The organism is Sphingomonas endolithica (genome assembly GCF_025231525.1).
Lineage (GTDB): Bacteria > Pseudomonadota > Alphaproteobacteria > Sphingomonadales > Sphingomonadaceae > Sphingomonas > Sphingomonas endolithica.
Genome location: NZ_CP103057.1, coordinates 41289 through 61746, shown reverse-complemented (window position 1 = coordinate 61746; position 20458 = coordinate 41289). Strand labels below are relative to the sequence as shown.

Here is a 20458-nt window from a genome sequence, read left to right as displayed (position 1 = left end):
TGGAGACGGAGCATCACGCCCGGGTTCGCCCCTCGTTCGTGTGGAGCGAAGTCGAGACACCATCCGGAGCGCAAGTGTCTCGACTTCGCTCGACACGAACGAATGGGAATGAGGTAATCCATACCGTCTGACGCCAACCCATGCTGCGGCGCAGCAAAGCCGCTTGCCGGAAGTAAGCATGCTTACTATATGCGCGGCATGGACAATGTCGGCTTCCTGATCAGCGACGTTTCGCGCCTGCTGCGGCGGCGTTTCGACGAGCGCGCGCGGCTGATCGGCGTGACGCGCGCGCAGTGGCGGGCGCTCACCACGCTCAGCCGCAACGAAGGGATCAACCAGGGCGGCCTGGCCGATCTGCTGGAGGTCGAGGCGATCACCCTGTGCCGCATGATCGATCGGCTGGAGGATGCCGGCCATGTCGAGCGCCGCCGCAATCCGGCGGATCGGCGCGCCTGGCAGATATTCCTGACCGACAAGTCGCGCCCCCTGCTCGACAAGCTCGGGGTCATCGCGGGCGGCTTGTTCGACGACGCGCTGGCCGGGATCGACGAGGATCGCCGCCGCGAACTGTCCGCCACGCTCGACGCCATCCGTCACAATCTCTCAGCGCCCGACATACAGGACCAGGCCAATGGCTGACGCCGACCCCCAGCAGACTCTCGCCGCCGAAACACCCCAGGTGACGATCAACACGCCGCCGGTGGCCAAGCGCCGTTGGGGCCGCACCGCGCTGATGATCAGCGTGCCGCTGCTCGTCATCTTGGTGGCGGTCTATCTCTGGGCGACCGCGGGTCGGTTCGTGTCGACCGACAATGCCTATGTCTCACAGGACAAGGTATCGGTTTCGTCGGATGTCGCGGGGCGGATCGTCGAGGTCGCGGTGCGGGAGAACCAGAGCGTCAAGGCGGGCGACCTGCTGTTCCGCATCGATCCCGATCCCTACCGCATCGCCGTCAGCCAGGCCGATGCCGCGATCGCCAATGCGCGGGTCGAGGTCGCCACGCTGCAATCCTCGTTCCGCGGCAAGGATGCCGACATCCAGGCGGCGCGCGACCAGATCCTGGCCGCCGAGCAGGATTACAACCGCCAGGCGGCGCTGATGAAGCAGGGCTTCACCACGCGCGCGCGGCTGGAACAGGCGCAACATAGCCTGCAGCAGGCGCGCGCCGCGCTCGGCAATGCACAGGCCGGCGAGGCAGAGGCCCGCGCCAAGCTCGAAACCGGCGGCGCGTCGGTTTCCCCGGCGATCGCCGCGGCGCAGGTGCAGCGCGCCAAGGCGGCGCTCGATCTCAGCCGCACTGCCGCCTACGCGCCTTATGGCGGCACGATCAGCCAGTCGGACCGGCTGCAGGTCGGCCAGATGATGGTCACCGGGCTCCCTGCCGTGTCGATCGTCAAGAGCAACCGATCCTGGGTCGAGGCGAACTTCAAGGAGACGGACCTCAACAAGATGCGGGTCGGGCAGCCTGCCGAAGTGACGTTCGACGCCTATCACGGCCTGAAGCTGAAGGGTCATGTGCAGTCGATCGGCGCCGGTACCGGCTCCGAATTCTCGGTGCTGCCGGCGCAGAACGCGACCGGCAATTGGGTGAAGGTGACGCAGCGTGTGCCAGTGCGCGTGGCGATCGACGAACAGAGCCCGCGCCCGCTGATTGCCGGCCTGTCGGCCGACGTGACGGTCGACGTCCGCGATCATGGCAACCGCTAACCCGGCGGGCGGCGCCGAGCCGCTTGCCGAGACGCCATCGACCGAAGCGGCCGAGCCGGCGGGCGAACGCGCCGCGCTGCACACCAGCAACCGGCCGTTGCTGACCGTCGGCGTGATGGCCGCGACGATCATGCAGATCCTCGATTCGACCATCGCCAACGTGGCGCTTCCGCACATGCAGGCCTCGCTCAGCGCCACCGCCGACACGATCACCTGGGTGCTGACCAGCTACATCGTCGCCTCCGCCGTCGCCATCCCGATGACCGGCTGGCTTGCCGACCGCATCGGCAGCCGCAACCTGTTCCTCTATGCCGTGGTCGGCTTCGTGCTCGCCTCGATGCTGTGCGGGCTCGCCATCAACCTGCCCGAGATGGTGGTCTTTCGCGTGCTGCAGGGCATTGCCGCGGCGTTCATGAACCCGCTCAGCCAGACGGTGATGATGGACATCAACCCGCCCTCCAAACAGGCAGGCGCGATGTCGATCTGGGGCATGGGCGTGATGGTCGGGCCGATCCTGGGGCCGGTGATCGGCGGCTGGCTGACCGACAATTACGATTGGCGCTGGTGCTTCTACGTCAACGTGCCGGTCGGCATCGCGACCTTCGCGATTCTTTGGGCGTTGCTGCCGTCGCGCGAGATCCGCCTGCGCCAGTTCGACCTGTTCGGCTTCTCGATGCTGGCGATCGCGATCAGCGTGTTTCAGCTGATGCTCGATCGCGGCCAGACCAACGACTGGTTCGATTCGTGGGAAGTGCGGATCGAGGGCATGGTCGCGCTGTCGGCCGCGTGGATGTTTGTCGTGCACCTGTTCACGGCCAAGAACCCGATGTTCGAACGCAGCCTGTTCGCCAATCGCAACCTGCTGACCGGCATCGGCTTCATGATCGTGATCGGCGTGCTGATGACCGCCTCGCTCGCCTTGCTGCCGCCGATGCTGCAGAGCCTGTTCGGCTATCCCGTGCTGGAAACCGGCATCCTGCTGATGCCGCGCGGTATCGGCATCGTCGCCAGCATGGCGGTGGCCGGGCGGCTGATGAAGCAGAATGTCGATCCGCGGCTATTGGTCGGCGGCGGGCTGATCATCGCGGCCTATTCCTTGTGGGACATGACCGGCTGGACGATCGAGATGGGCTCCACCCCGTTCATCGTCACCGGGCTGGTGCAGGGCGTCGGGTTAGGACTGATCTTCATCCCACTAAACATCATGGCCTTCGGCACGCTGCCGCCGCACCAGCGCACCGAAGGCGCGAGCCTGATGAACCTGTCGCGCAATATCGGCGGGTCGGTCGGCATCTCCGCCGTCACCGTGCTGCTCGCGCGCAATCTGCAGACCAGCCATGCCGAACTGGGCAGCCATGTCACTGCCGGTGGGCTCACCGCCGCTGATCCGCTGGTCGGCTCGATCCTCGGCGGCAGCACCGATGCGGCGCTGGCCATGGCCGACGGCATCGTCAACCAGCAAGCCGCGATGATCGCCTATCTCGACGATTTCAAGTTGATGATGATCCTCACGATGGCCGCGATCCCGCTGGTGCTGCTGCTCAAGCGACCCAAGCCCAAGCCACCTGGTGTGAAGGACGACGCGCCCGCCGTGCACTTCGACTGACCTTGCGCGCGGCCGGCGTTTTCGGCACGCCGGGCGCCATGGACCTGGACGCGCTGCTGCAGCATCTCTTTGCCACCACCGAACTCGACACGCTCGACGATGCCGCCTTCGAGCGCGGCGTCGAGCGGCTGGGCACCGCCTTCGGCACCGAGACGGAGCCGGGGCGGCGGTTCGCCTTGTGGTCGCTACTTCATGCGCTGGGCGATGCACCCGATCCGGCCGTCGCCTTCAAGGATCCACGCGAGCGGCGTGCAGCGGAGGATTACGCGCGTGCCGCCGATCGGGCGGGTCGACCCTGATCGAAACCCTGCCCCTCGCCCAGGCCCGCCGCATCGCGTTGGCAGCGCAGGGCTTCGGCCGCCCGCTTCCGCCGCGCGTTGGCCCGGTACAATTGCGCCGCACGATCGAGCGGCTGGTGCTGCATCAGATCGACAGTGTCAACGTATTGGCGCGCGCGCATTACCTGCCGGCTTTCTCCCGGCTGGGCAGCTACGATCGGGGCTTACTCGAGGCCGCTGCCTGGGGCGCCAAGCGCGAGCGCCGCTTGTTCGAATATTGGGCGCATGAGGCGTCCCTGCTTCCGCTCGACCTGCACCCACTGCTGCGCTGGCGCATGGCGCGCGCCGACCGTGGCGAGGCCGGCTGGAAGGCGATGCGACCCTTCGCCACCGAGCGGCGGGCGGAAGCGGAGGCGATCCTGGCGCGCATCCGCAGCGACGGGCCACTCGCCGCTTCGGATTTCGAGGAAGGCCGCGGCACGTCCGGCTGGTGGGCCTGGGGGCACACCAAGCAGGCGTTGGAATGGCTGTTTTGGGCGGGGCACATCACCACCGCGACGCGCCGCAACAGTTTCGAGCGGGTATATGACCTGACCGAGCGGGTGATCCCGGCGGCCACCCTCACCCTCCCGACCCCGAGCGAAACCGACGCGCAGCGCGCCTTGATCGAACGCGCCGCGGTAGCGCTCGGCGTGGCGACGGAGACCGACCTGCGCGACTATTTCCGCTTGAAGCCGGAGGAGGCGCGTACCGCCGTGCTGGCGCTGGTCGAGGATGGTGAGCTAATCCCGGTGGCGGTCGCCGGCTGGACGAAGACCGCCTATCTATACCGCGACGCCCGGCGCCCGCGGCAAATCCGGGGCGCAGCACTGCTCGTGCCGTTCGACCCACTGGTCTGGGAGCGCGCACGGACCGAGCGCCTGTTCGGCTTCCGCTACCGTATCGAGATCTACGTGCCGGCGGACAAGCGCCTGCATGGCTATTACGTGCTGCCCTTCCTGCTCGACGAGCGGCTCGTGGCGCGCGTGGACCTGAAAGCCGACCGGCAGCGCAAATGCCTGGTGGTGCAACAGATCGGGCTAGAGCCGGGCGCCCCTGCCGAAACGATGGAGCGGCTGGAGGTGGAGCTGCGGCGCATGGCCGATTGGCTGGGGCTGGAGACAGTGCGGCTGCCGGGGTTGTAGCGCCGAATTACTCCGCCGATGTATTCGGGTGAAAAGTGCTCGTGCCTATTCATGCATTTGGTTGGTTATCGACGGTTAGAAAACGCCTAGGTAGCCACGCTGGCGTTGCGTCATTGTATGGGGACAATTACTGGGTCTTCTTTGTCATACTGATTGACAGAGTTGTACCTGCTTGTGAATTCCGTGGATCCAACGAATGCTTGCAGCACAAGATATGCGACCTCGCTGATCGCTTCACTCCTTTCGCGGTCTACCGTGAACGTGGGCGCGCCACCATGCAATGTGGACTGAAAAGTCCGATCGCTTAGCATACTCATTATTGAAGGCCCGCCGTCGGGCATGTGCTTTTCGTGCATCTTGATGGATGCGTGCGCAGGCGCCCCGTGCGCTACTCCCGTCCGAACCGATCTATTCATTGAGGGAAGATATGCTTCGAAGATTTCGCGTGCTTTTAAAAACGACTCTTCGTCCATCGTTGGGGTGATCGTTGGTGACTTTGGGTAGAGTTCCGCTATTTGTCTAAGAACCTCAAAAGCATTGTAGGTGGCTATTATGCCACTCTCGATGGCAATGAACTTCCACTTAATAAATTGACGATGTTGCGGAGAGGAAAATTCAAACGCCTTTCTATTCTCGTCTATACAATCCAGCAGAGCCAGTGCGTCTGAAATCGATCTGCGTAAGATCGTAACGAGAGGATATTGACGCCCAGAAGGTGAGCTACTTCTCGCTCGGAGGCGAGCAAACCGTAGTCGAGAAACATTCTTAAAGTATCGCGCATTTCCGCAGCTTAGTCGAGCGGCGTCTTACATGTTCGCCATACTCAGGACGTTGAGCGCAGCCGCGGAACGAACGTATCTACCCAGCACAAAACGGTACGTGTCGGTTGAGCGGGCGAAGGGAACGCGCCACAAACGTCGGTTCTCGACCGACGTTACGATTGACCCGAAATCGAAATAGAGGGTGGCATGAGAGCAACGTTTTGGCGTTTTGCACACCAGCACTATCAAAGCAGGAAGCCGATGCTCCTAGTTGATGTCGCTGCATTCACATGGTTCGCGTTCTTTGCGCTCGTTTATGGAGCAGCTTGCTGGCTGGCTGATTGCCGGATCTTATAGAGGTGCTTGTCGGGCTGCTCTTAGTAGGTGGCCCGTTGGTGTTGGGAGTGCTCCATCGCCGCATTCGGATCGAAGCGGCCAAGTCACCGGATGCGCTGTATAGAAAGCGCCTGCTTACAACTCGGTGATCTATGGTGTCCGCTTTCCAGCCCACCTCGCCGAAAGCCGCCATTCCGCTTTCAACCACTATCAGACGTGGCTTATGCCCGATCCAGGCTGCACCAGGGGCGGCATGAGGTCCACAGGAGACGATCTGGAGCGGGTGAAGGGAATCGAACCCTCGTCGTAAGCTTGGGAAGCTTCTGCTCTACCATTGAGCTACACCCGCATATCAAGGGCTTGGACCGAAAACCTGCGTGCATCTCACAGATCGGCCGCCGCAGCCTTGCTTGACGGATTGTCAGTGGCACAATCGTGGCCCGCTGGTCAATCTTCACCGCTGGATGCCCGCGAAGTACCGGCCTGCGCTGCCCACGCGACCGTGCGGGCTGTCGCGCATCGCTTTGACGGTTCATAGGCGTCGCTTTTGCGAGTGTGAGCCACGACGATGACCGATCACCGTACGACACCTGGTACGGCAACGCAGGAGCGCCACGCCGATACGCCGGCCCAGAAGACACGCCAGTCGTATCTGACGGTGTTCATCACCTTGCTCGCCATCTGGATGGCCTATGAGTTCCTGACGCCGCTTGCCTGGGCGGCGGTGCTCGCGATCGCCGAGTGGCCGCTCTATCGGCGGCTCTCCGTGAAGATGCCGGGACGGCCGTTGCTGCTGGCCAGCGCCTTTGCCGTCGTTACCGCGCTCTTCGTGATCTTGCCCTTGTCGCTTGCCGCCGTCACGCTGGCGCAGGAAAGCCAGGCGGCGCTCGACTGGCTCAAGCATGCGCAGCAATTCGGCATCGCTGCGCCGGCCTGGCTAGCCGGCGTCCCGCTGATAGGCTCGCGGATTGCGGCTTATTGGCAGCAGCATATCGGCAATCCACAGGCGGCCAATGCCTTGCTCGGGTCGCTCAGCGCGGCGTCGGTGCTCGGCTGGACACGGTCGATCGGCGGCGAAGTCGCGCGCGAGGCGGGGTTGTTTCTCATCACGCTGATGGCGCTGGCGACCTTGTTGTCCCGCGGCGTGACGATCGGCCGGCAGGTCAGGATCGCCGCGCGGAGGAGCTTCGGCACGTTCGGCGGAGAGTTCCTGCACCGCATGCTGGGGGCAGTGCGCGCGACGGTCAACGGCACGATGCTGGTATCGGTTGGCGAAGGGGCAACGATCGGGATCGGCTATTGGGTCGCGGGCGTGCCGCAGCCTTTGTTGTTCGCCACCTTTACGATCGTGCTGGCGCTGATCCCGTTTGGCGCGTGGCTGGCGTTCGGGCTGGCGAGCCTGATCCTGATCGGCAGCGGATCGGTGCTGGCCGGCGCGCTGCTATTTGCCTTTGGCGTGGTGGTGATGACGGTCGGCGACAATGTCGTGCAGCCGTCGGTAATCGGCAGCGCGGTGGAATTGCCGTTCCTGCTGGCGCTGCTCGGCGCATTCGGCGGGCTGGCAGAGCTGGGGCTGGTCGGGCTGTTCGTCGGGCCGGTGATCATGGCCGCGCTGTTGCTGGTCTGGCAGGAATGGATGGACAGCGACGATCAGGGCCGAGCTTAGCCGGTCCGGCCGAGCAATAGGGAGCTGATGTCCGTCGCCGCTTCTTCCGTGACGAAGGGCGCGGTCACGGTCTGGTCCCGGCCCAGGAGTTCGTCGGCATCGCATGCCGCCAGCGGTGCGCCGAACAGATAGCCCTGCGCCTCGCGGCAACCCAGGTCGTGCAGCGTCGCGCGGACGGAGTCGGTCTCCACCCCTTCGGCGATGACGCTCAGCTGGAGGCTCTCCGCCAGCCGGATCATGGCCGAGACCATGCGATGGGCCGACTCGTCGGTATCCACGTTGACGACGAACGAGCGATCGATCTTGAGCTTGTCGAACGGCAGCATGCGCAGATGCTGGATCGACGAATAGCCGGTCCCGAAATCGTCGAGCGACAGCGACACGCCTTGGTTCTTCAGCGATTCGACGATCCGTTGGGCGGCGGCAGGATCGGAAATCAGCGCATTTTCGGTGATCTCCAGACTGATCCGCGGCGGCGGGAACCCGTGCCGCGTGAACACCGCCAGGATCTTTTCCGATAGCCACGGATCGCGAAACTGGATCGGGGACACGTTGATCGCGATCGTCAGCCCGGCCGGCCAGCGCGCGGCGTCGATGCACACTTGCTCGAGCAGCTTGAGCATCAGGTCGCCGATCAGGCCGCATTGCTCGATGACCGGGATAAACCGGCCGGGGTCGACCGTCGAACCATCGGCGCGCGTCCACCGTGCCAGCATCTCGAAGCCGACGATGCGGCCAGACGCCAGGTCGACGATCGGCTGATAAAACGGATGAAAGGCGTCGGTCCGGATCTCGGCGCGCATCTCGCGCTCCAGCACGGCGCGGGCGGCGAGTTCCTCGCCCATGCGGGGTTCGAACGCACTGTGGCGCGAGCGACCGAGCGACTTGGCATTGTACATCGCGATGTCGGCATGTTGCATCAGCGCTTCGCGGGTGGCGGCATCGGCGGGGTAGCGCGAGATGCCGATGCTGGCGCTGATATGATGCGAGAAATGATCGATCACAAACGGCGCCGCCATCTCCCGCACCAGCCGGTCGGCCATCGCCACCGCCGCCCGCTGCGCCTTTTTCGAGAGCTCCATCGTCACGGCAAATTCGTCGCCGCCCAGGCGATAGGGGACACCAAGCGTGCCGACGATCGCGGTCAGCCGGTTGGCCACCGCCTGGAGCAGCCGATCGCCGGCACCGTGCCCGTAGGCGTCATTGACCCCTTTGAACAAATCGAGATCGAGCATGAACAGATAGAGTTGCGTACCCCGGGCCGGCCGAGCCAGGCTCGCATCGAGCCGTTCGCTCAGCGCGCGGCGATTGTCCAGCCCGGTGAGCGGATCGCGATAGGCCAGCTCTTGCGCCTTGAGCTCCGCCGCGCGTGCCCGCTCCTGCTCCGCCAGCATGTCCGAGCGGGACTGGAGCACTTCCTTGAAGCCGGCATGACTGGTCGACAAAGTGCGCAGGATCAACAGCGCGACGATCAGGAAATTCGCCCCGACACTGAACAGCGACCATTCGGACGAGATCATCAGCCGGATCGTCACCGGCATAACCCCGAACAGCAACACGACATAGCCGGCCAGCGGCAGCGCCTGCAGGCAGAAGCAGCAGCTGATCGCACCGACGAACACGTAGAACGAAATCGACACGCTGCGCATCGCATCCGCTTCGGAGAATAACAGCGATCCCCAGACGCCGAACACGATGCTGAGCACGGCCGCCGAAATAACGGTCCCGCGCAAGTAGCGCTGCACGTCACGCGGTGCAGCGGAGATCGATCTGCGGCGCACCCACAGCGCTGCGCGAACGATGATCGCGATCGACACCAATGTCGGAATGCCGAAGCTCATGCCGAGCGGAACGTCTCGAAAAGATTCGAAGCCCAGGAACAGCACATTGATGAACATCAGCGCATACATCAGCGGGATCTGGCGGCGCAGCGTGACATACTGTTCGAGCAGAAACTCGTCAGATGGCGGCGCTCGGCGCATTCTTATGTCAGGCAGCCACTGGAGCATCATTCGCGTTTCCCTAGCAGCCGTCCTTATAGGCAAGGCATTGACAATACCTTGCAAGTTGCCCCGCTGCCGTCACCGTGAACTCGAAAAAACCGCAATCATTTTAAGTGTTTCTGCCTTCACCATATTTTATGCGCGCTCGACGTAGGCCGGGCCCGAGGAGATCAGATTTTGATCAGGGCGTCGAATCGAGCCGGACGAGCAAAAACCCATTTGGAGATCTTATGGGCATTGCTCGGCACCGCGCTGCTGAGCATTTTGTGCGTCCGCAGTGAAGCGTTCGAAAAACTAGCGGCCTTCGTAAAACGATATGATGCCTGGCCAGTGGACGGTGCGATCGTCGTCCTGCTTTGCGTCGGTTTTGCCACAGGGATCATGCTTGTCCGACGCTCCCGCGACCTGCGCCGGGAAGTCGCCCGGCGGCGCGTAGCTGAAAAGGCGACCGCCGATCTCAGCCGACAGTCGCTTTCCTACAACATGGCCGAACGCCGTCATCTCGAAGAAGCAGTACGAGCCAACGAGCAGCGCCTCGAGAGCATTCTGGCAACCGCCCATCAGTCGATCGTGACGATCGACCAACACGGCATTGTCAGTGGATGGAACAGGCACGCCGAACTGACTTTCGGATGGAGCGCCGAAGAAGCGATCGGGCATCGCATGTCGGAGCTGATCGTGCCGCACGATTTGCGTTCGGCGCATGAAGGCGGGCTTGCGCGCTTCATGCAAAGCCGTACGGCGCGACTGATCGGCACCCAGATCGAGGTCACGGCCCAACGCCGCGACGGCGACGTCTTTCCGATCGAGCTTGCGCTCAGTGCCACCAACATCGGCGAAGACTGGCAGTTCACCGCCCTGATTCAAGATGTTTCGGAGCGTCGCGCGCAGACGGAATTGTTCGAAAACGCCTTCGATCACGCACCGATCGGCATGGCGCTGGTGGCGCTCGACGGCCGGCTGATGAAGCTGAACGCGGCATTTTGCGACTTGGTCGGCTATTCGGCGGACGAAGCCAGGACGCTCGACTTCCAGAAGATAACCCATCCCGACGACCTGCAAGCCGACCTGCATCTGCTGGATGCGCTGATTGCCGGCACGATCCCCTCCTATCAACTGGAAAAGCGGTATATCCGCAAGAGCGGCCGCGTCCTGTGGTCCAAGCTGTCGGTTTCGATGGTCGTGGGGGAAGACGGAGAACCCAAGCACTTCATCTCCCAGGTCCAGGATCTTTCCGCAGAGCGCGAGGCCGAGGCGCGCTACCGCCTGCTCGCCGACAGCGCGAGCGACATGGTCGGCCTGTATTCCATGGACGGGCGTTGCTCCTACATGTCGCCCTCCAGCCAGAAGATCCTAGGCTACCCGCCGGAACATCTGGTGGGCAAGACGGTGTTCGAATTCATGGGCCGGGAGCATCGTGCGGCGATGGCTGCGGCCACGGCACGGTTGCAGGCCGCGCCGGCGGGGTCCACGGCGACCCACCTCACCTGGCTGCGTCACAAAGACGGCCATCTCGTCCCGATCGAATTCGCCGCGCGCATCGTGACGGGCGAGGATGACGAACCCCGCATCGTTTCGGCCTGCCGCGACGTAACGGCCCGTATGACCGCTTTGGCGGCACTGGAGGACAGCAATCTGGAGCTGACCCGCGCGCATCGCACGGGGGAACGATCGGCAGAGCTGGCCAAGGAAGCAGAGGCGCTGTTCAGGGGCATTTTCGAGGGCTCGTCGGACGAGAACTTCGTCTGCGACCTGGTCGATGATACGTTTCTGATGAACACCATGAACGCAGCGGCAGAACGCGCGCTGGGCATCACGACCGAGGATGCGTGTGGAAAGGATCTGACCGCTCTGTTCCCAGCCGCCATCTCGGCCAGGATGACGAGGGACCTGCGGGAAGCAGTGGCGTTCGGGGAAGCCGGGCGCATGGTGGAGCCGCGGACGGTCGTGCGAGAGGGAAGCACCTTCGATATCCGGCTGGTGCCGCTGCAAAGCGAACGCGGCTTGGTGCGCCGGGTATTCGTCAGCAAGCGCGACATCAGCGACCAGAAGCGCGCCGAACAAGCCGCGCTGCAAGCCAATGTGCTGATGCAAGCGGCCGGGAAGATCGCGCACATGGGGTTCTGCACGTACGATCTGTCGACACAGGCAATGACCTGGTCGGACGAACTGTGGACCATCCTCGATTACGATCCGACGTGCGATACGGCGACGGTCGAGAACCTGATCAGCCGGCGCCATCCCGACGACAATGCGCAGGCGGCGCAAATCCTGGCCGACGCCATCGCCAACGGCGCGGAGGCCTATGAAAGCAGTTACCGCCTGCTGCTTCCCAACGGCGTGATCCGGCACGTACTGACGCGCGGCACGATCCAACGGGAAGGCAATGTAGCAGTCGGCGTGTTCGGCGTGATGCTCGACATTTCGGCGCTGAAGCATGCCGAGCAAAAGGCGCGGGAAAGCGATTCCCGCTATCGGCTGATGGCGGAAAACTCGAGCGACATCATCGTCACCAGCGACCTGGACGGTCGCACCACGTTCGTATCACCATCGTCGCAATCGGTGACGGGCTATACGAGCGAAGACCGGATGGGGGCCGAGCCCGACAACATCACCCATCCCGACGACATCGTCGAGCTACGCGAAACATTCCGCGCACTGTGGAACGGCGCCAGCGGGAAGTGCGTGCGGTGGCGGGCATGGCACAAGACCGCGAAACGCTGGGTGTGGGTGGAATCGAGCCCGGCGCTGCTGCGCGATCCGGCGACCCAGGTCCCAACCGGCTATCTGGACGTGATCCGGGATGTGACCGCGCAGAAGGAGCAGGAAAGCGCGCTCGCCGAAGCCAGGCTGGCGGCGGAGGACGCGATCAACTCCAAGGAAGGTTTCCTGGCGAACATGAGCCACGAACTGCGCACCCCCCTCAACAGCATCATCGGGTTTTCGCGACTGCTCGACCAAAGCACCGGCCTTGCCCCCGAAGATCAGCGAAGGGTCCGCCTGGTGCACCGCGCCGGGATGGCGTTGCATGCCGTGGTCGACAACGTGCTCGATTTCTCGAAGCTCGAGGCCGACAAGCTGGCGCTGCATTGCTCGCCATTCGACGTGGCCGGCTTCTTCTCGGGCACAAGTTCCCTGATGGAGCCCCAGGCGGCGGCACGCGACGTGACCCTCAGCGTCCATGTCGATCCGGCCATTCCGCACCGGCTGGTGGGCGATCACGGACGCCTGCGGCAAATCCTCCTCAACCTGTTGTCGAACGCGATCAAATTCTCGCGCGGTACGGTAAAAACCAACGTGCTTCGCACCGCCGGGGAAGATGGCACCGTCCGCCTGCGCGTCGAGGTCATCGATACCGGGAGCGGATTGTCGCCGGACAAGATCGCCACCTTGTTCAATCGTTTCGCCCAGGCGCATGCCTCAATTGCCTCCCATTATGGCGGTACCGGCCTTGGACTGGTGATTTCCCGGCAATTGGTGACACTGATGGGCGGCGAGATCGGCGTCATCAGCGAGGTCGGCACGGGTTCGACCTTCTGGTTCGAAGTTTCCCTGCCGATCGCCGCGCAGAACGCATCCTGCCCAGACGAGCCCGTCGCCGCTCGGTTATCCCTCGCCGGCAAGCGCATCCTGGTGGTGGACGACGTCGATCTCAACCGTGAACTGATGCTCGCCATGCTGTCTGGCTATGGCTGCGACGTCGAATTGGCTGAGGATGGCATGGAAGCGCTCGACGCGGTGGCGGAGCAGGTGTTCGACCTGATCCTGATGGATTGCCAGATGCCGGTGATGGACGGCTTTACCGCCACGCGCGCGCTCCGGCGTCAGACCGGCTATGCCGCGACGATGCCGATCGTCGCGCTGACGGCAAGCGCACAACCCGAGCACCTTGCGCGCTGTCGCGAGGCGGGCATGGACGAACATCTCACCAAGCCGCTCGATCCGGGCAAATTGGAGGAGGTGTTGCTGCGCTATCTGGACGGTGCCGGGGCGCAACCAGAGAATGAGGCACCACCGTCCGGCCATACCGACGAGGCGCCCGCCGCCCCGCGCGCGGAAACAGACGAGCCCACAAAGGCCCCCGCCCCGAGCGGAACACTGCAGCAGCGTTACGCCGCGCGGCGATCGTCGACGCTGGAGGCGCTCGACGCCATGGTGCGGGCCGGGCGATTTACCGATCGGGAGATCGACGACCTGGCCGTGATGGCGCACAATCTCGCCGGCACGGCCGGCATGTTCGGGGAAGCCGAACTGGGCGATGCCGCAGCCGCGCTGGATGACGGATTGAAGGAATGGCCGCACGTCGAGCGCGCAGACCGGCTCCGTCAGTGCGCGGATGACATGCAGCGGATTGTCGGCGCGATGCGCGTTGCCTCAGGCGGCTAAGGGCGCCGAGCGTTACCGTGTCGGCTTGGGCACGCCGCTGACATGGAACACGCCGCCGCGCTGCAGCTCGATCACGTATTGTGCGCCGCCGTCGCATTCCACCGCCCAGACCGGCTTGCCCTCGATCTTGCCGCGCGGCACCACCTGCACGATGGTCTGGCAGGCATAATCCGCGTCCTGGATCGCGCGGAAGAAGGTGGTGCGTTGCAGGGGCGCGCTCAGATTGGCGATCTGCGCCTCGACCGGGTCGGGCGCAACGTCTGCCGCTGCGCTATTGCCGGTCGGGCCGGGTCCGCCACAGCCGGCGAGCAGCACACAGGCGATCGCGATGGTCGTTGATCTGGCGTTCACGTCTTCGCTCCTGAGCCCAAGGTTTCAGATACCGCCGGCAACGACGGTGCGGCCGGTTGCCTCGATCTCGCGCGTCAGATCAACGATGCATCGCTCGAGAAGTTCTGCATCGGTCGCGCGCACGACGAAATTGGCCCCGGTCCGGCCATCGCGGAAGAACGGGTAACTGCCGATTGCGACGCCAGCATGGCTCTTCTCGACCGCACGCAGCAATTCGGCGACCTCGCTCTCGCCGACCCAGCAGCCGATCGTCTTGGACAGGACCGGCAGCCCGCCTTCCAGCGTGCCGGTCAGCGCATCCAGCATGCCGGCGGTGATGTGCGGCACACCCGCCATGATGAACACGTTGCCGAAGCGAATGCCCGGTGCCCCCGACATGCGGTTTTCGATCAGGTCGGCGCCTTTCGGCACGCGCGCCATGCGCTTGCGCGCTTCGGTGAAGCCACCGCGGGTCTCATAATATCGCTCCAGTACTGCCACCGCCTTGGGGTGGAATACCACGTCCACGCCAAGCGCCTCGGCGATCGCATCGACGGTGATGTCGTCATGCGTCGGTCCGATCCCACCGGTGGTGAAGAGGTAATCGTTGCGCGCCCTGAGCGCGTTCACCGCCTCGACGATCGCATCCGTCCGATCCGGCACGATGCGCACCTCGGCCAAGCGGATGCCCTGCACGTTCAGCCATGACGCGATCTGCGCAACATTCTTGTCCTGCGTGCGGCCCGACAGGATCTCGTCGCCTATCACCGCAAGCGCGGCCGTCCAGATGCGTGTGGTCATGACCTTGGCATAGACCGTGCGTGCCATCTCGCAAAGCCCAACGGCGCGCGCTATATCACTGCCATGACCGACTATGTAACCGTTACGGCCGACGCGCCGATGAGCCGCACCGGCGCGATCAAGCTCCATGGGCGCGCCGCCTTCGATGCCATGCACAAGGCTGGGCGGCTTGCTGCCGAGACACTCGACATGCTGGTGCCGCACGTCGTGCCCGGCGTATTCACCGGCGAGCTCAACGATCTGATCCACCGCTTCATTGTGGATCGCGGCGGCGTGCCCGCCACGCTTGGCTATCGTGGCTATACGCATGCCAGCTGCATCTCGATCAACCATGTCGTGTGTCACGGCATCCCCAGCCCTAAGGCGTTGAAGAGCGGCGATATCGTCAATATCGACGTGACGCCGATCGTGGATGGCTGGCACGGCGATTCGAGCCGGATGTATCTGGTCGGCGACGTTCCGATCAAGGCGCGGCGGCTGGTCGACGTCACCTATGAATGCCTGATGGTCGGCATCGAACAGGCGCGCCCCGGCAACACGATGGGCGATGTGGCGCATGCCATCCAGGCCCATGCCGAGCGCCACCGCTACGGCGTGGTGCGCGATTTCTGTGGCCATGGCCTCGGGCAGCTGTTCCATGACGCGCCCGAAGTGGTGCATGTCGGACGCCCGGGCACCGGGCCGGAGCTGAAGCCGGGCATGATCTTCACGATCGAGCCGATGATCAATATCGGCCGCCCGGACGTGAAGCTGCTCGACGATGGCTGGACGGCAGTGACCCGCGACCGATCGCTGTCGGCACAGTTCGAGCATTCGATCGGCATCACCGAGGACGGCTGCGAGATCTTCACCTCCAGCCCGGGCGGGTTCGACAAGCCGGCTTATTGAGGCGCCGAGTTCGTTCGGGAAGCGCGTCAGTAGCAGGCGCGCAGTTATACGGTGGCGGCGGAATTCTTCGTCGACCCGGACTTGTTCCGGGGTCCACGGCTCCGCAAGATCAGCGGCCTAGAGGTTGCGCCACGGTAGACCCCGGAACAAGTCGGCGGTTGTAGCCTTCGACCAAGTAATTCGCCGTCATCCCGCGTAGGCGGGGATCCATATACTCGAACGTCTGCATTTCAGCCGCTAAGCCCGCCACTATGGATCCCCGCCTTCGGGGGGATGACGATCCATGTCTCAAAGGGATAGTTGTCGAACAAGTCCAGGGTGACGCTAAGGGGGATAACACCGCTCGTTTATGCACGCCTTAACCGCAGGCAGCACGCCGCTTGCCCGAAAACGAGGCACACACCTCTAATTGCCGCTCTGTTAGGCAGACGCCGACACCCAAGACCGCCGGCTGCACCCTGCCCCGCCCCTCTCGCGCAACTGGCACGGTTGTTGTAAACCACGGCGGCGGGGCGCTGTGTTTCGCGCAGTCGAGTGAGGACCAAGCCACGTGAAGAAGATCGAAGCGATCATCAAGCCGTTCAAGCTTGATGAGGTGAAGGAGGCGCTGCACGAGGTGGGTGTCAGTGGCATCACGGTGACCGAGGCCAAGGGCTTCGGCCGGCAGAAGGGCCACACCGAGCTGTATCGCGGCGCCGAATATGTCGTGGATTTCCTCCCCAAGGTGAAGCTGGAAGTGGTCGTCGAGGACGCGCTGGCCGAGCGCGTGGTCGAGGCGATCGCTGCCGCGGCACAAACCGGGCGCATCGGCGACGGCAAGATCTTCGTCATTCCGGTCGAGACGGCACTGCGCATCCGCACCGGCGAACGCAACGAGGATGCGATTTGACGCGGCGCAACATTCCATGACAGCGTGACCGCGCAGGCGGCAGAGGACGATCGATTCTGCCGCACGAACATTCGAACACGAAAGGCATTTGGTTTATGGCGAATACGGCAAAAGACGTCCTGAAGATGGTCGCGGACGAGGAGATCGAGTGGATCGATCTGCGCTTCACCGATCCCAAGGGCAAATGGCAGCATCTGACCATGGTTGCCGGCGTCGTCGGCGAGGACGAACTGGATGACGGCTTCATGTTCGACGGCTCCTCGATCGAGGGCTGGAAGGCGATCAACGAGTCCGACATGATCCTGAAGCCCGATCTCGACGCCGTGTGGATCGATCCCTTCTCGGCCACGCCGATGCTGATCCTTGTGTGCGATATCGTCGAGCCGTCGACGGGCGAGCTCTATGCCCGCGATCCGCGCTCGACCGCCAAGCGTTCCGAAGCCTACCTCAAGACCACTGGCATCGGCGACACGATCTATATCGGGCCGGAAGCCGAATTCTTCATGTTCGACAACGTGCAGTTCGAGACGAGCTACGCCACGTCCTACTACAAGATCGACGATATCGAGCTGCCGACCAATACCGGGACCAGCTATGAGAGCGGCAATCTCGGCCACCGCCCACGCGCCAAGGGCGGCTATTTCCCGGTCGCACCGGTCGACTCCGCGGTCGACATCCGTGGCGAGATGGTCTCGACCATGCTCGAAATGGGTCTGCCGTGCGACAAGCACCACCATGAGGTCGCCGCCGGCCAGCACGAACTCGGCCTGACCTTCGGCACGCTGACCACCACTGCCGATCGCATGCAGATCTACAAGTACGTCTGCCACAATGTCGCGCAGGCCTACGGCAAGACGGTCACGTTCATGCCCAAGCCGATCAAGGAAGATAACGGCAGCGGCATGCACACGCATCTGTCGATCTGGGATGGCGGCACGCCGTTGTTCGCCGGCAACGGCTATGCCGGCCTCAGTGACACCTGCCTGTATTTCATCGGCGGGATCATCAAGCACGCCAAGGCGCTCAATGCCTTTACCAACCCGTCGACCAACAGCTACAAGCGCCTGGTCCCGGGCTATGAAGCGCCTGTGTTGCTCGCTTACTCGGCGCGCAACCGCTCGGCGTCGTGCCGCATTCCGTACGGCACCGGCGCCAAGGCAAAGCGCGTCGAAGTGCGCTTTCCCGACGCGATGGCCAACCCGTATCTCTGCTATGCGGCGCTGCTGATGGCCGGCCTCGACGGGATCCAGAACAAGATCCATCCCGGCGAAGCGATGGACAAGAACCTGTACGACCTGCCGCCGGCGGAACTGGCCAACGTGCCGACCGTCTGCGCGTCGCTTCGCGAGGCGCTCGAGACCTTGGCCTCGGATCACGATTTCCTGCTCAAGGGCGACGTGTTCACCAAGGACCAGATCGAGTCGTACATCGAACTGAAGATGGAAGAGGTCGCGCGCTGGGAAATGACCCCGAGCCCGGTCGAGTTCGATATGTACTACAGCTACTGAGCGCGGCCACGACCGCGCGGTGCGCGCAAGCGCATAGTAGCTGTCGGCCGGCCTCGCTATAGCGAGGACCGACGGCGCGGCTTCGTCGCGCCGCTACCAAACAAAAAGGGCGTCCGGATTCACACCGGGCACCCTTTTTAATACGTGTTCTTTCTTTACAGCTGTTTGACTGAGCATCGTCAGTCGATCAGGTGCATGAAGCGGCGGAAACGCTCATCGTCTTCGAAGCGCCTCGTGAAGCCGGCCGACATCCTGTTTGCGACAGCGCTTGTCGGGGTGCTGCTTACGGTCATCATATTGCCAACCAGCAGTTTCGTTGTCGACACCATCGCTAGAGTTCGCGGCTATCAATCCTGCCCGCCATCTCAGGATTGGGAAAGACATGCGCCGTTCCGGTGTGCGGCTGGATGGACGCTGCCGTGAGAAAATCCAGCGCGGGTAGGGGCTCCACGGGCGTCAACTGGCAGCACAACCACGCCCGAGGCAAGTTGCTCCGATCCGAAAGTACGAATTTTTCGGGGTAGTAGCCGTACTGCCCCTGACTTACGTCCGCACCGTATGAACACGGTTGTGAAGGAAGGCGTCGGCGCGCTTACGGAGAAGCAGAAGCAGACCCTTCGCCTTATAGTACGCGGTCACGACGCGAAATCCACCGCGCGCAGCCTGGGCTTGTCGGTCCCTACGATCAACGAACGACTTCGCGACGCACGGCGCAAGATGGCGGTGTCGAGTAGCCGCGAGGCGGCACGTCTGCTGCTGGAGGCCGAAGGCGGCGGCATGGCGTCGGACCCCAATTTGTCTGGAGACATGGAATTCGGGGCAGACGCGACGTGCCCGCCGGTGGATGAGGAAGCGGCGCCGACCAGCGGCGCGGGCGGGCGCACCGCCATCCATGGATCATCATCGGAGGCTTTCTTATGACGCTTGTTCTTGACCTTTTGGCGCTACTTGCCGCGCCGCAAGTCGCTACTGCTCCAGCGCCGACCGCGCTTACGTCAGCCGAAACTCCAAACCCCGAGGTGCTGGACTCGGCGCGGGACTTTCTGGCCTTGGTGGATCAAGGCCGGTTGGACGACAGCTACAAGGCGACCGGCACGGCATTCCGCAAACTGAACACGCCACAGGTTTGGGCGGCAGCATCCGAAAAGGCCCGCACGCCGCTGGGCGTGGTAATCGCACGCACCTTTGTCAGCCAAGAGAACCTGCCCGCTCCGCCTGCCGGCTACGAGGCGGTGAAGTTCCGTACCAGCTTCGCCAACAAGGCCGAGGCAGTCGAGACGGTCACGCTGGAGCGAGAAGTTGGCCGTTGGCTCGTCGTAGGCGTGACAATCGGGTAGGATCGAACCTGGGAGAGGTTGATTGCGCACACCGCCGCGGGGCAGTGCGCGATCAGCCTCCACCACCGCCAACCGCCGCCTGAACCCGCAACCGCGGGAACACCACCTCGATCGGCTTGGTGTCGGGCAGCACATAGACATAGCCGCCCTTCTTCTGGAATGCCGGGCGCAGCGTCCTGGCGTAGAAGGCCGCGGGCACGTTGATGCAGCCGAAGGTGATGCGATTGTCCGCCGCCGTCGGCGACAGCATGCGTTCGCGCCGCCGCTCCTTCTTGCTGGCGCCCGGCGGAATCGGGTGGAGCGCCACCGACGTGGCATAATCCACCCACAGGATCCGCTCCTTGCCGACCGGCCTTCCGAACTTGGCGAGGAAACGGCCCGCCGGCGTCGTCTTTTCCGCGGGGCCGATCTCGGCGAGGTTCTTGCTGCCGATGCCAGGGGTCGCGTCGTCCCCCACGGCGATGCCGATCAACACCGGCACCTGGCCGCGCGCCTGGCCCTTGGCGTCGAACATCAGCAGCGACGCCGTGGCTTTATCGACGATGATATAGGGCAGCGCATGATTGTCGCCCGACGCCACGACCCAATCGGCCACGCGCAGTGCCGCCGCCGACGCGCCGATCTCCGGTGCGGCCACCGGTGCGGCGGCTTGCATCGACGCAAGCGGCCGCGCGCCCGCCGCCAATTGCATGAGCAGCGCGACACCGGCCAGCGCGCGAAAGACGGGAATCAACATTGCGATACGCTCGACATGAATCGGCCGTCCCCCAGAGGGAA

14 protein-coding genes, 1 tRNA gene and 2 pseudogenes are annotated in these 20458 nt (G+C 63.8%); 12 read left to right on the top strand and 5 right to left on the bottom strand.

Annotated features, from left to right (window positions below; genetic code table 11):
* Positions 1 to 189: 189 nt before the first annotated feature.
* The 5 genes from NV382_RS00275 to NV382_RS00255 are packed head-to-tail and all read left to right on the top strand — an operon-like array spanning position 190 to position 4776.
* Complete coding sequence (locus tag NV382_RS00275; RefSeq protein ID WP_260598572.1) at positions 190 to 639, top strand: MarR family winged helix-turn-helix transcriptional regulator; 450 nt, start codon at positions 190 to 192, stop codon at positions 637 to 639.
* Positions 632 to 1708, top strand: a complete 1077-nt coding sequence (locus tag NV382_RS00270; protein ID WP_260598571.1) for an HlyD family secretion protein — start codon at positions 632 to 634, stop codon at positions 1706 to 1708. Before NV382_RS00275 ends, NV382_RS00270 begins: the two co-directional genes overlap by 8 nt.
* Positions 1695 to 3314 carry a DHA2 family efflux MFS transporter permease subunit gene (locus NV382_RS00265; protein ID WP_260598570.1) on the top strand — a complete coding sequence of 540 codons (1620 nt, stop codon included), beginning with the start codon at positions 1695 to 1697 and terminating at the stop codon, positions 3312 to 3314. Before NV382_RS00270 ends, NV382_RS00265 begins: the two co-directional genes overlap by 14 nt.
* 38 nt (positions 3315 to 3352) lie before the next feature.
* Positions 3353 to 3613 (top strand): hypothetical protein, encoded by a 261-nt coding sequence (locus tag NV382_RS00260; RefSeq protein ID WP_260598569.1) that lies wholly within the window; start codon positions 3353 to 3355, stop codon positions 3611 to 3613.
* Positions 3614 to 3651: 38 nt separating this feature from the next.
* Positions 3652 to 4776, top strand: a complete 1125-nt coding sequence (locus NV382_RS00255) for a winged helix-turn-helix domain-containing protein (protein ID WP_260598568.1) — start codon at positions 3652 to 3654, stop codon at positions 4774 to 4776.
* 1372 nt (positions 4777 to 6148) lie between these two features.
* Here the strand turns inward: NV382_RS00255 and NV382_RS00250 are convergent.
* A tRNA-Gly gene (locus tag NV382_RS00250) sits at positions 6149 to 6222 on the bottom strand.
* A gap of 219 nt (positions 6223 to 6441) precedes the next feature.
* Here NV382_RS00250 and NV382_RS00245 point away from each other — a divergent pair.
* A complete protein-coding gene (locus tag NV382_RS00245; protein ID WP_260598567.1) occupies positions 6442 to 7539 on the top strand; it encodes an AI-2E family transporter in 1098 nt (365 codons plus the stop codon).
* Here the strand turns inward: NV382_RS00245 and NV382_RS00240 are convergent.
* On the bottom strand, positions 7536 to 9521 hold the full coding sequence (locus NV382_RS00240; RefSeq protein WP_260598566.1) for a putative bifunctional diguanylate cyclase/phosphodiesterase: 1986 nt from the start codon (positions 9519 to 9521) through the stop codon (positions 7536 to 7538). The two genes, NV382_RS00245 and NV382_RS00240, sit on opposite strands and share 4 nt — an antisense overlap.
* Before the next feature lie 402 nt (positions 9522 to 9923).
* Here NV382_RS00240 and NV382_RS19615 point away from each other — a divergent pair.
* Both NV382_RS19615 and NV382_RS00230 read left to right on the top strand, forming a co-directional pair.
* Positions 9924 to 10373: pseudogene (locus NV382_RS19615) on the top strand (PAS domain S-box protein); the annotation flags it as partial.
* 66 nt (positions 10374 to 10439) lie between these two features.
* Positions 10440 to 13928, top strand: a complete 3489-nt coding sequence (locus tag NV382_RS00230; RefSeq protein ID WP_260598564.1) for a PAS domain S-box protein — start codon at positions 10440 to 10442, stop codon at positions 13926 to 13928.
* Positions 13929 to 13940: 12 nt separating this feature from the next.
* Here the strand turns inward: NV382_RS00230 and NV382_RS00225 are convergent, their stop codons facing one another.
* Both NV382_RS00225 and NV382_RS00220 read right to left on the bottom strand, forming a co-directional pair.
* The gene (locus tag NV382_RS00225; RefSeq protein ID WP_260598563.1) at positions 13941 to 14279 is read right to left on the bottom strand and encodes a hypothetical protein; all 339 of its coding nucleotides are present in this window, start codon (positions 14277 to 14279) and stop codon (positions 13941 to 13943) included.
* Positions 14280 to 14303: 24 nt separating this feature from the next.
* A complete protein-coding gene (locus NV382_RS00220) occupies positions 14304 to 15059 on the bottom strand; it encodes a competence/damage-inducible protein A (RefSeq protein ID WP_260600500.1) in 756 nt (251 codons plus the stop codon).
* 63 nt (positions 15060 to 15122) lie between these two features.
* On the opposite strand from NV382_RS00220, the gene map reads away from it, so the two are divergent.
* The 4 genes and pseudogenes from map to NV382_RS00200 all read left to right on the top strand — a co-directional run bounded on the left by map (position 15123) and on the right by NV382_RS00200 (position 19681).
* Positions 15123 to 15947 (top strand): type I methionyl aminopeptidase, encoded by an 825-nt coding sequence (gene map, locus NV382_RS00215; RefSeq protein ID WP_260598562.1) that lies wholly within the window; start codon positions 15123 to 15125, stop codon positions 15945 to 15947.
* Between the two features lie 550 nt (positions 15948 to 16497).
* The gene (locus tag NV382_RS00210; protein WP_260598561.1) at positions 16498 to 16836 is read left to right on the top strand and encodes a P-II family nitrogen regulator; all 339 of its coding nucleotides are present in this window, start codon (positions 16498 to 16500) and stop codon (positions 16834 to 16836) included.
* Positions 16837 to 16931: 95 nt separating this feature from the next.
* On the top strand, positions 16932 to 18344 hold the full coding sequence (gene glnA / locus NV382_RS00205) for a type I glutamate--ammonia ligase (protein WP_260598560.1): 1413 nt from the start codon (positions 16932 to 16934) through the stop codon (positions 18342 to 18344).
* A 558-nt stretch (positions 18345 to 18902) separates the two neighbouring features.
* Positions 18903 to 19681 (top strand): annotated as a pseudogene (locus tag NV382_RS00200) (helix-turn-helix domain-containing protein).
* A gap of 52 nt (positions 19682 to 19733) precedes the next feature.
* On the opposite strand, the gene NV382_RS00195 reads toward NV382_RS00200, so the two are convergent.
* The gene (locus NV382_RS00195; protein WP_418066719.1) at positions 19734 to 20417 is read right to left on the bottom strand and encodes a hypothetical protein; all 684 of its coding nucleotides are present in this window, start codon (positions 20415 to 20417) and stop codon (positions 19734 to 19736) included.
* Positions 20418 to 20458 lie beyond the last annotated feature (41 nt).

What these genes read in the sequence shown, in the direction of transcription:
- NV382_RS00270 (WP_260598571.1), top strand. Translation starts at nt 632, where the DNA reads ATGGCTGACGCCGACCCCCAGCAGACTCTCGCCGCCGAAACACCCCAG.
- glnA (WP_260598560.1), top strand. Translation starts at nt 16,932, where the DNA reads ATGGCGAATACGGCAAAAGACGTCCTGAAGATGGTCGCGGACGAGGAG.
- NV382_RS00265 (WP_260598570.1), top strand. Translation starts at nt 1,695, where the DNA reads ATGGCAACCGCTAACCCGGCGGGCGGCGCCGAGCCGCTTGCCGAGACG.
- NV382_RS00220 (WP_260600500.1), bottom strand. Translation starts at nt 15,059, where the DNA reads ATGACCACACGCATCTGGACGGCCGCGCTTGCGGTGATAGGCGACGAG.
- NV382_RS00245 (WP_260598567.1), top strand. Translation starts at nt 6,442, where the DNA reads ATGACCGATCACCGTACGACACCTGGTACGGCAACGCAGGAGCGCCAC.
- NV382_RS00240 (WP_260598566.1), bottom strand. Translation starts at nt 9,521, where the DNA reads ATGCGCCGAGCGCCGCCATCTGACGAGTTTCTGCTCGAACAGTATGTC.
- map (WP_260598562.1), top strand. Translation starts at nt 15,123, where the DNA reads ATGACCGACTATGTAACCGTTACGGCCGACGCGCCGATGAGCCGCACC.
- NV382_RS00260 (WP_260598569.1), top strand. Translation starts at nt 3,353, where the DNA reads ATGGACCTGGACGCGCTGCTGCAGCATCTCTTTGCCACCACCGAACTC.
- NV382_RS00195 (WP_418066719.1), bottom strand. Translation starts at nt 20,417, where the DNA reads ATGTTGATTCCCGTCTTTCGCGCGCTGGCCGGTGTCGCGCTGCTCATG.
- NV382_RS00275 (WP_260598572.1), top strand. Translation starts at nt 190, where the DNA reads ATGCGCGGCATGGACAATGTCGGCTTCCTGATCAGCGACGTTTCGCGC.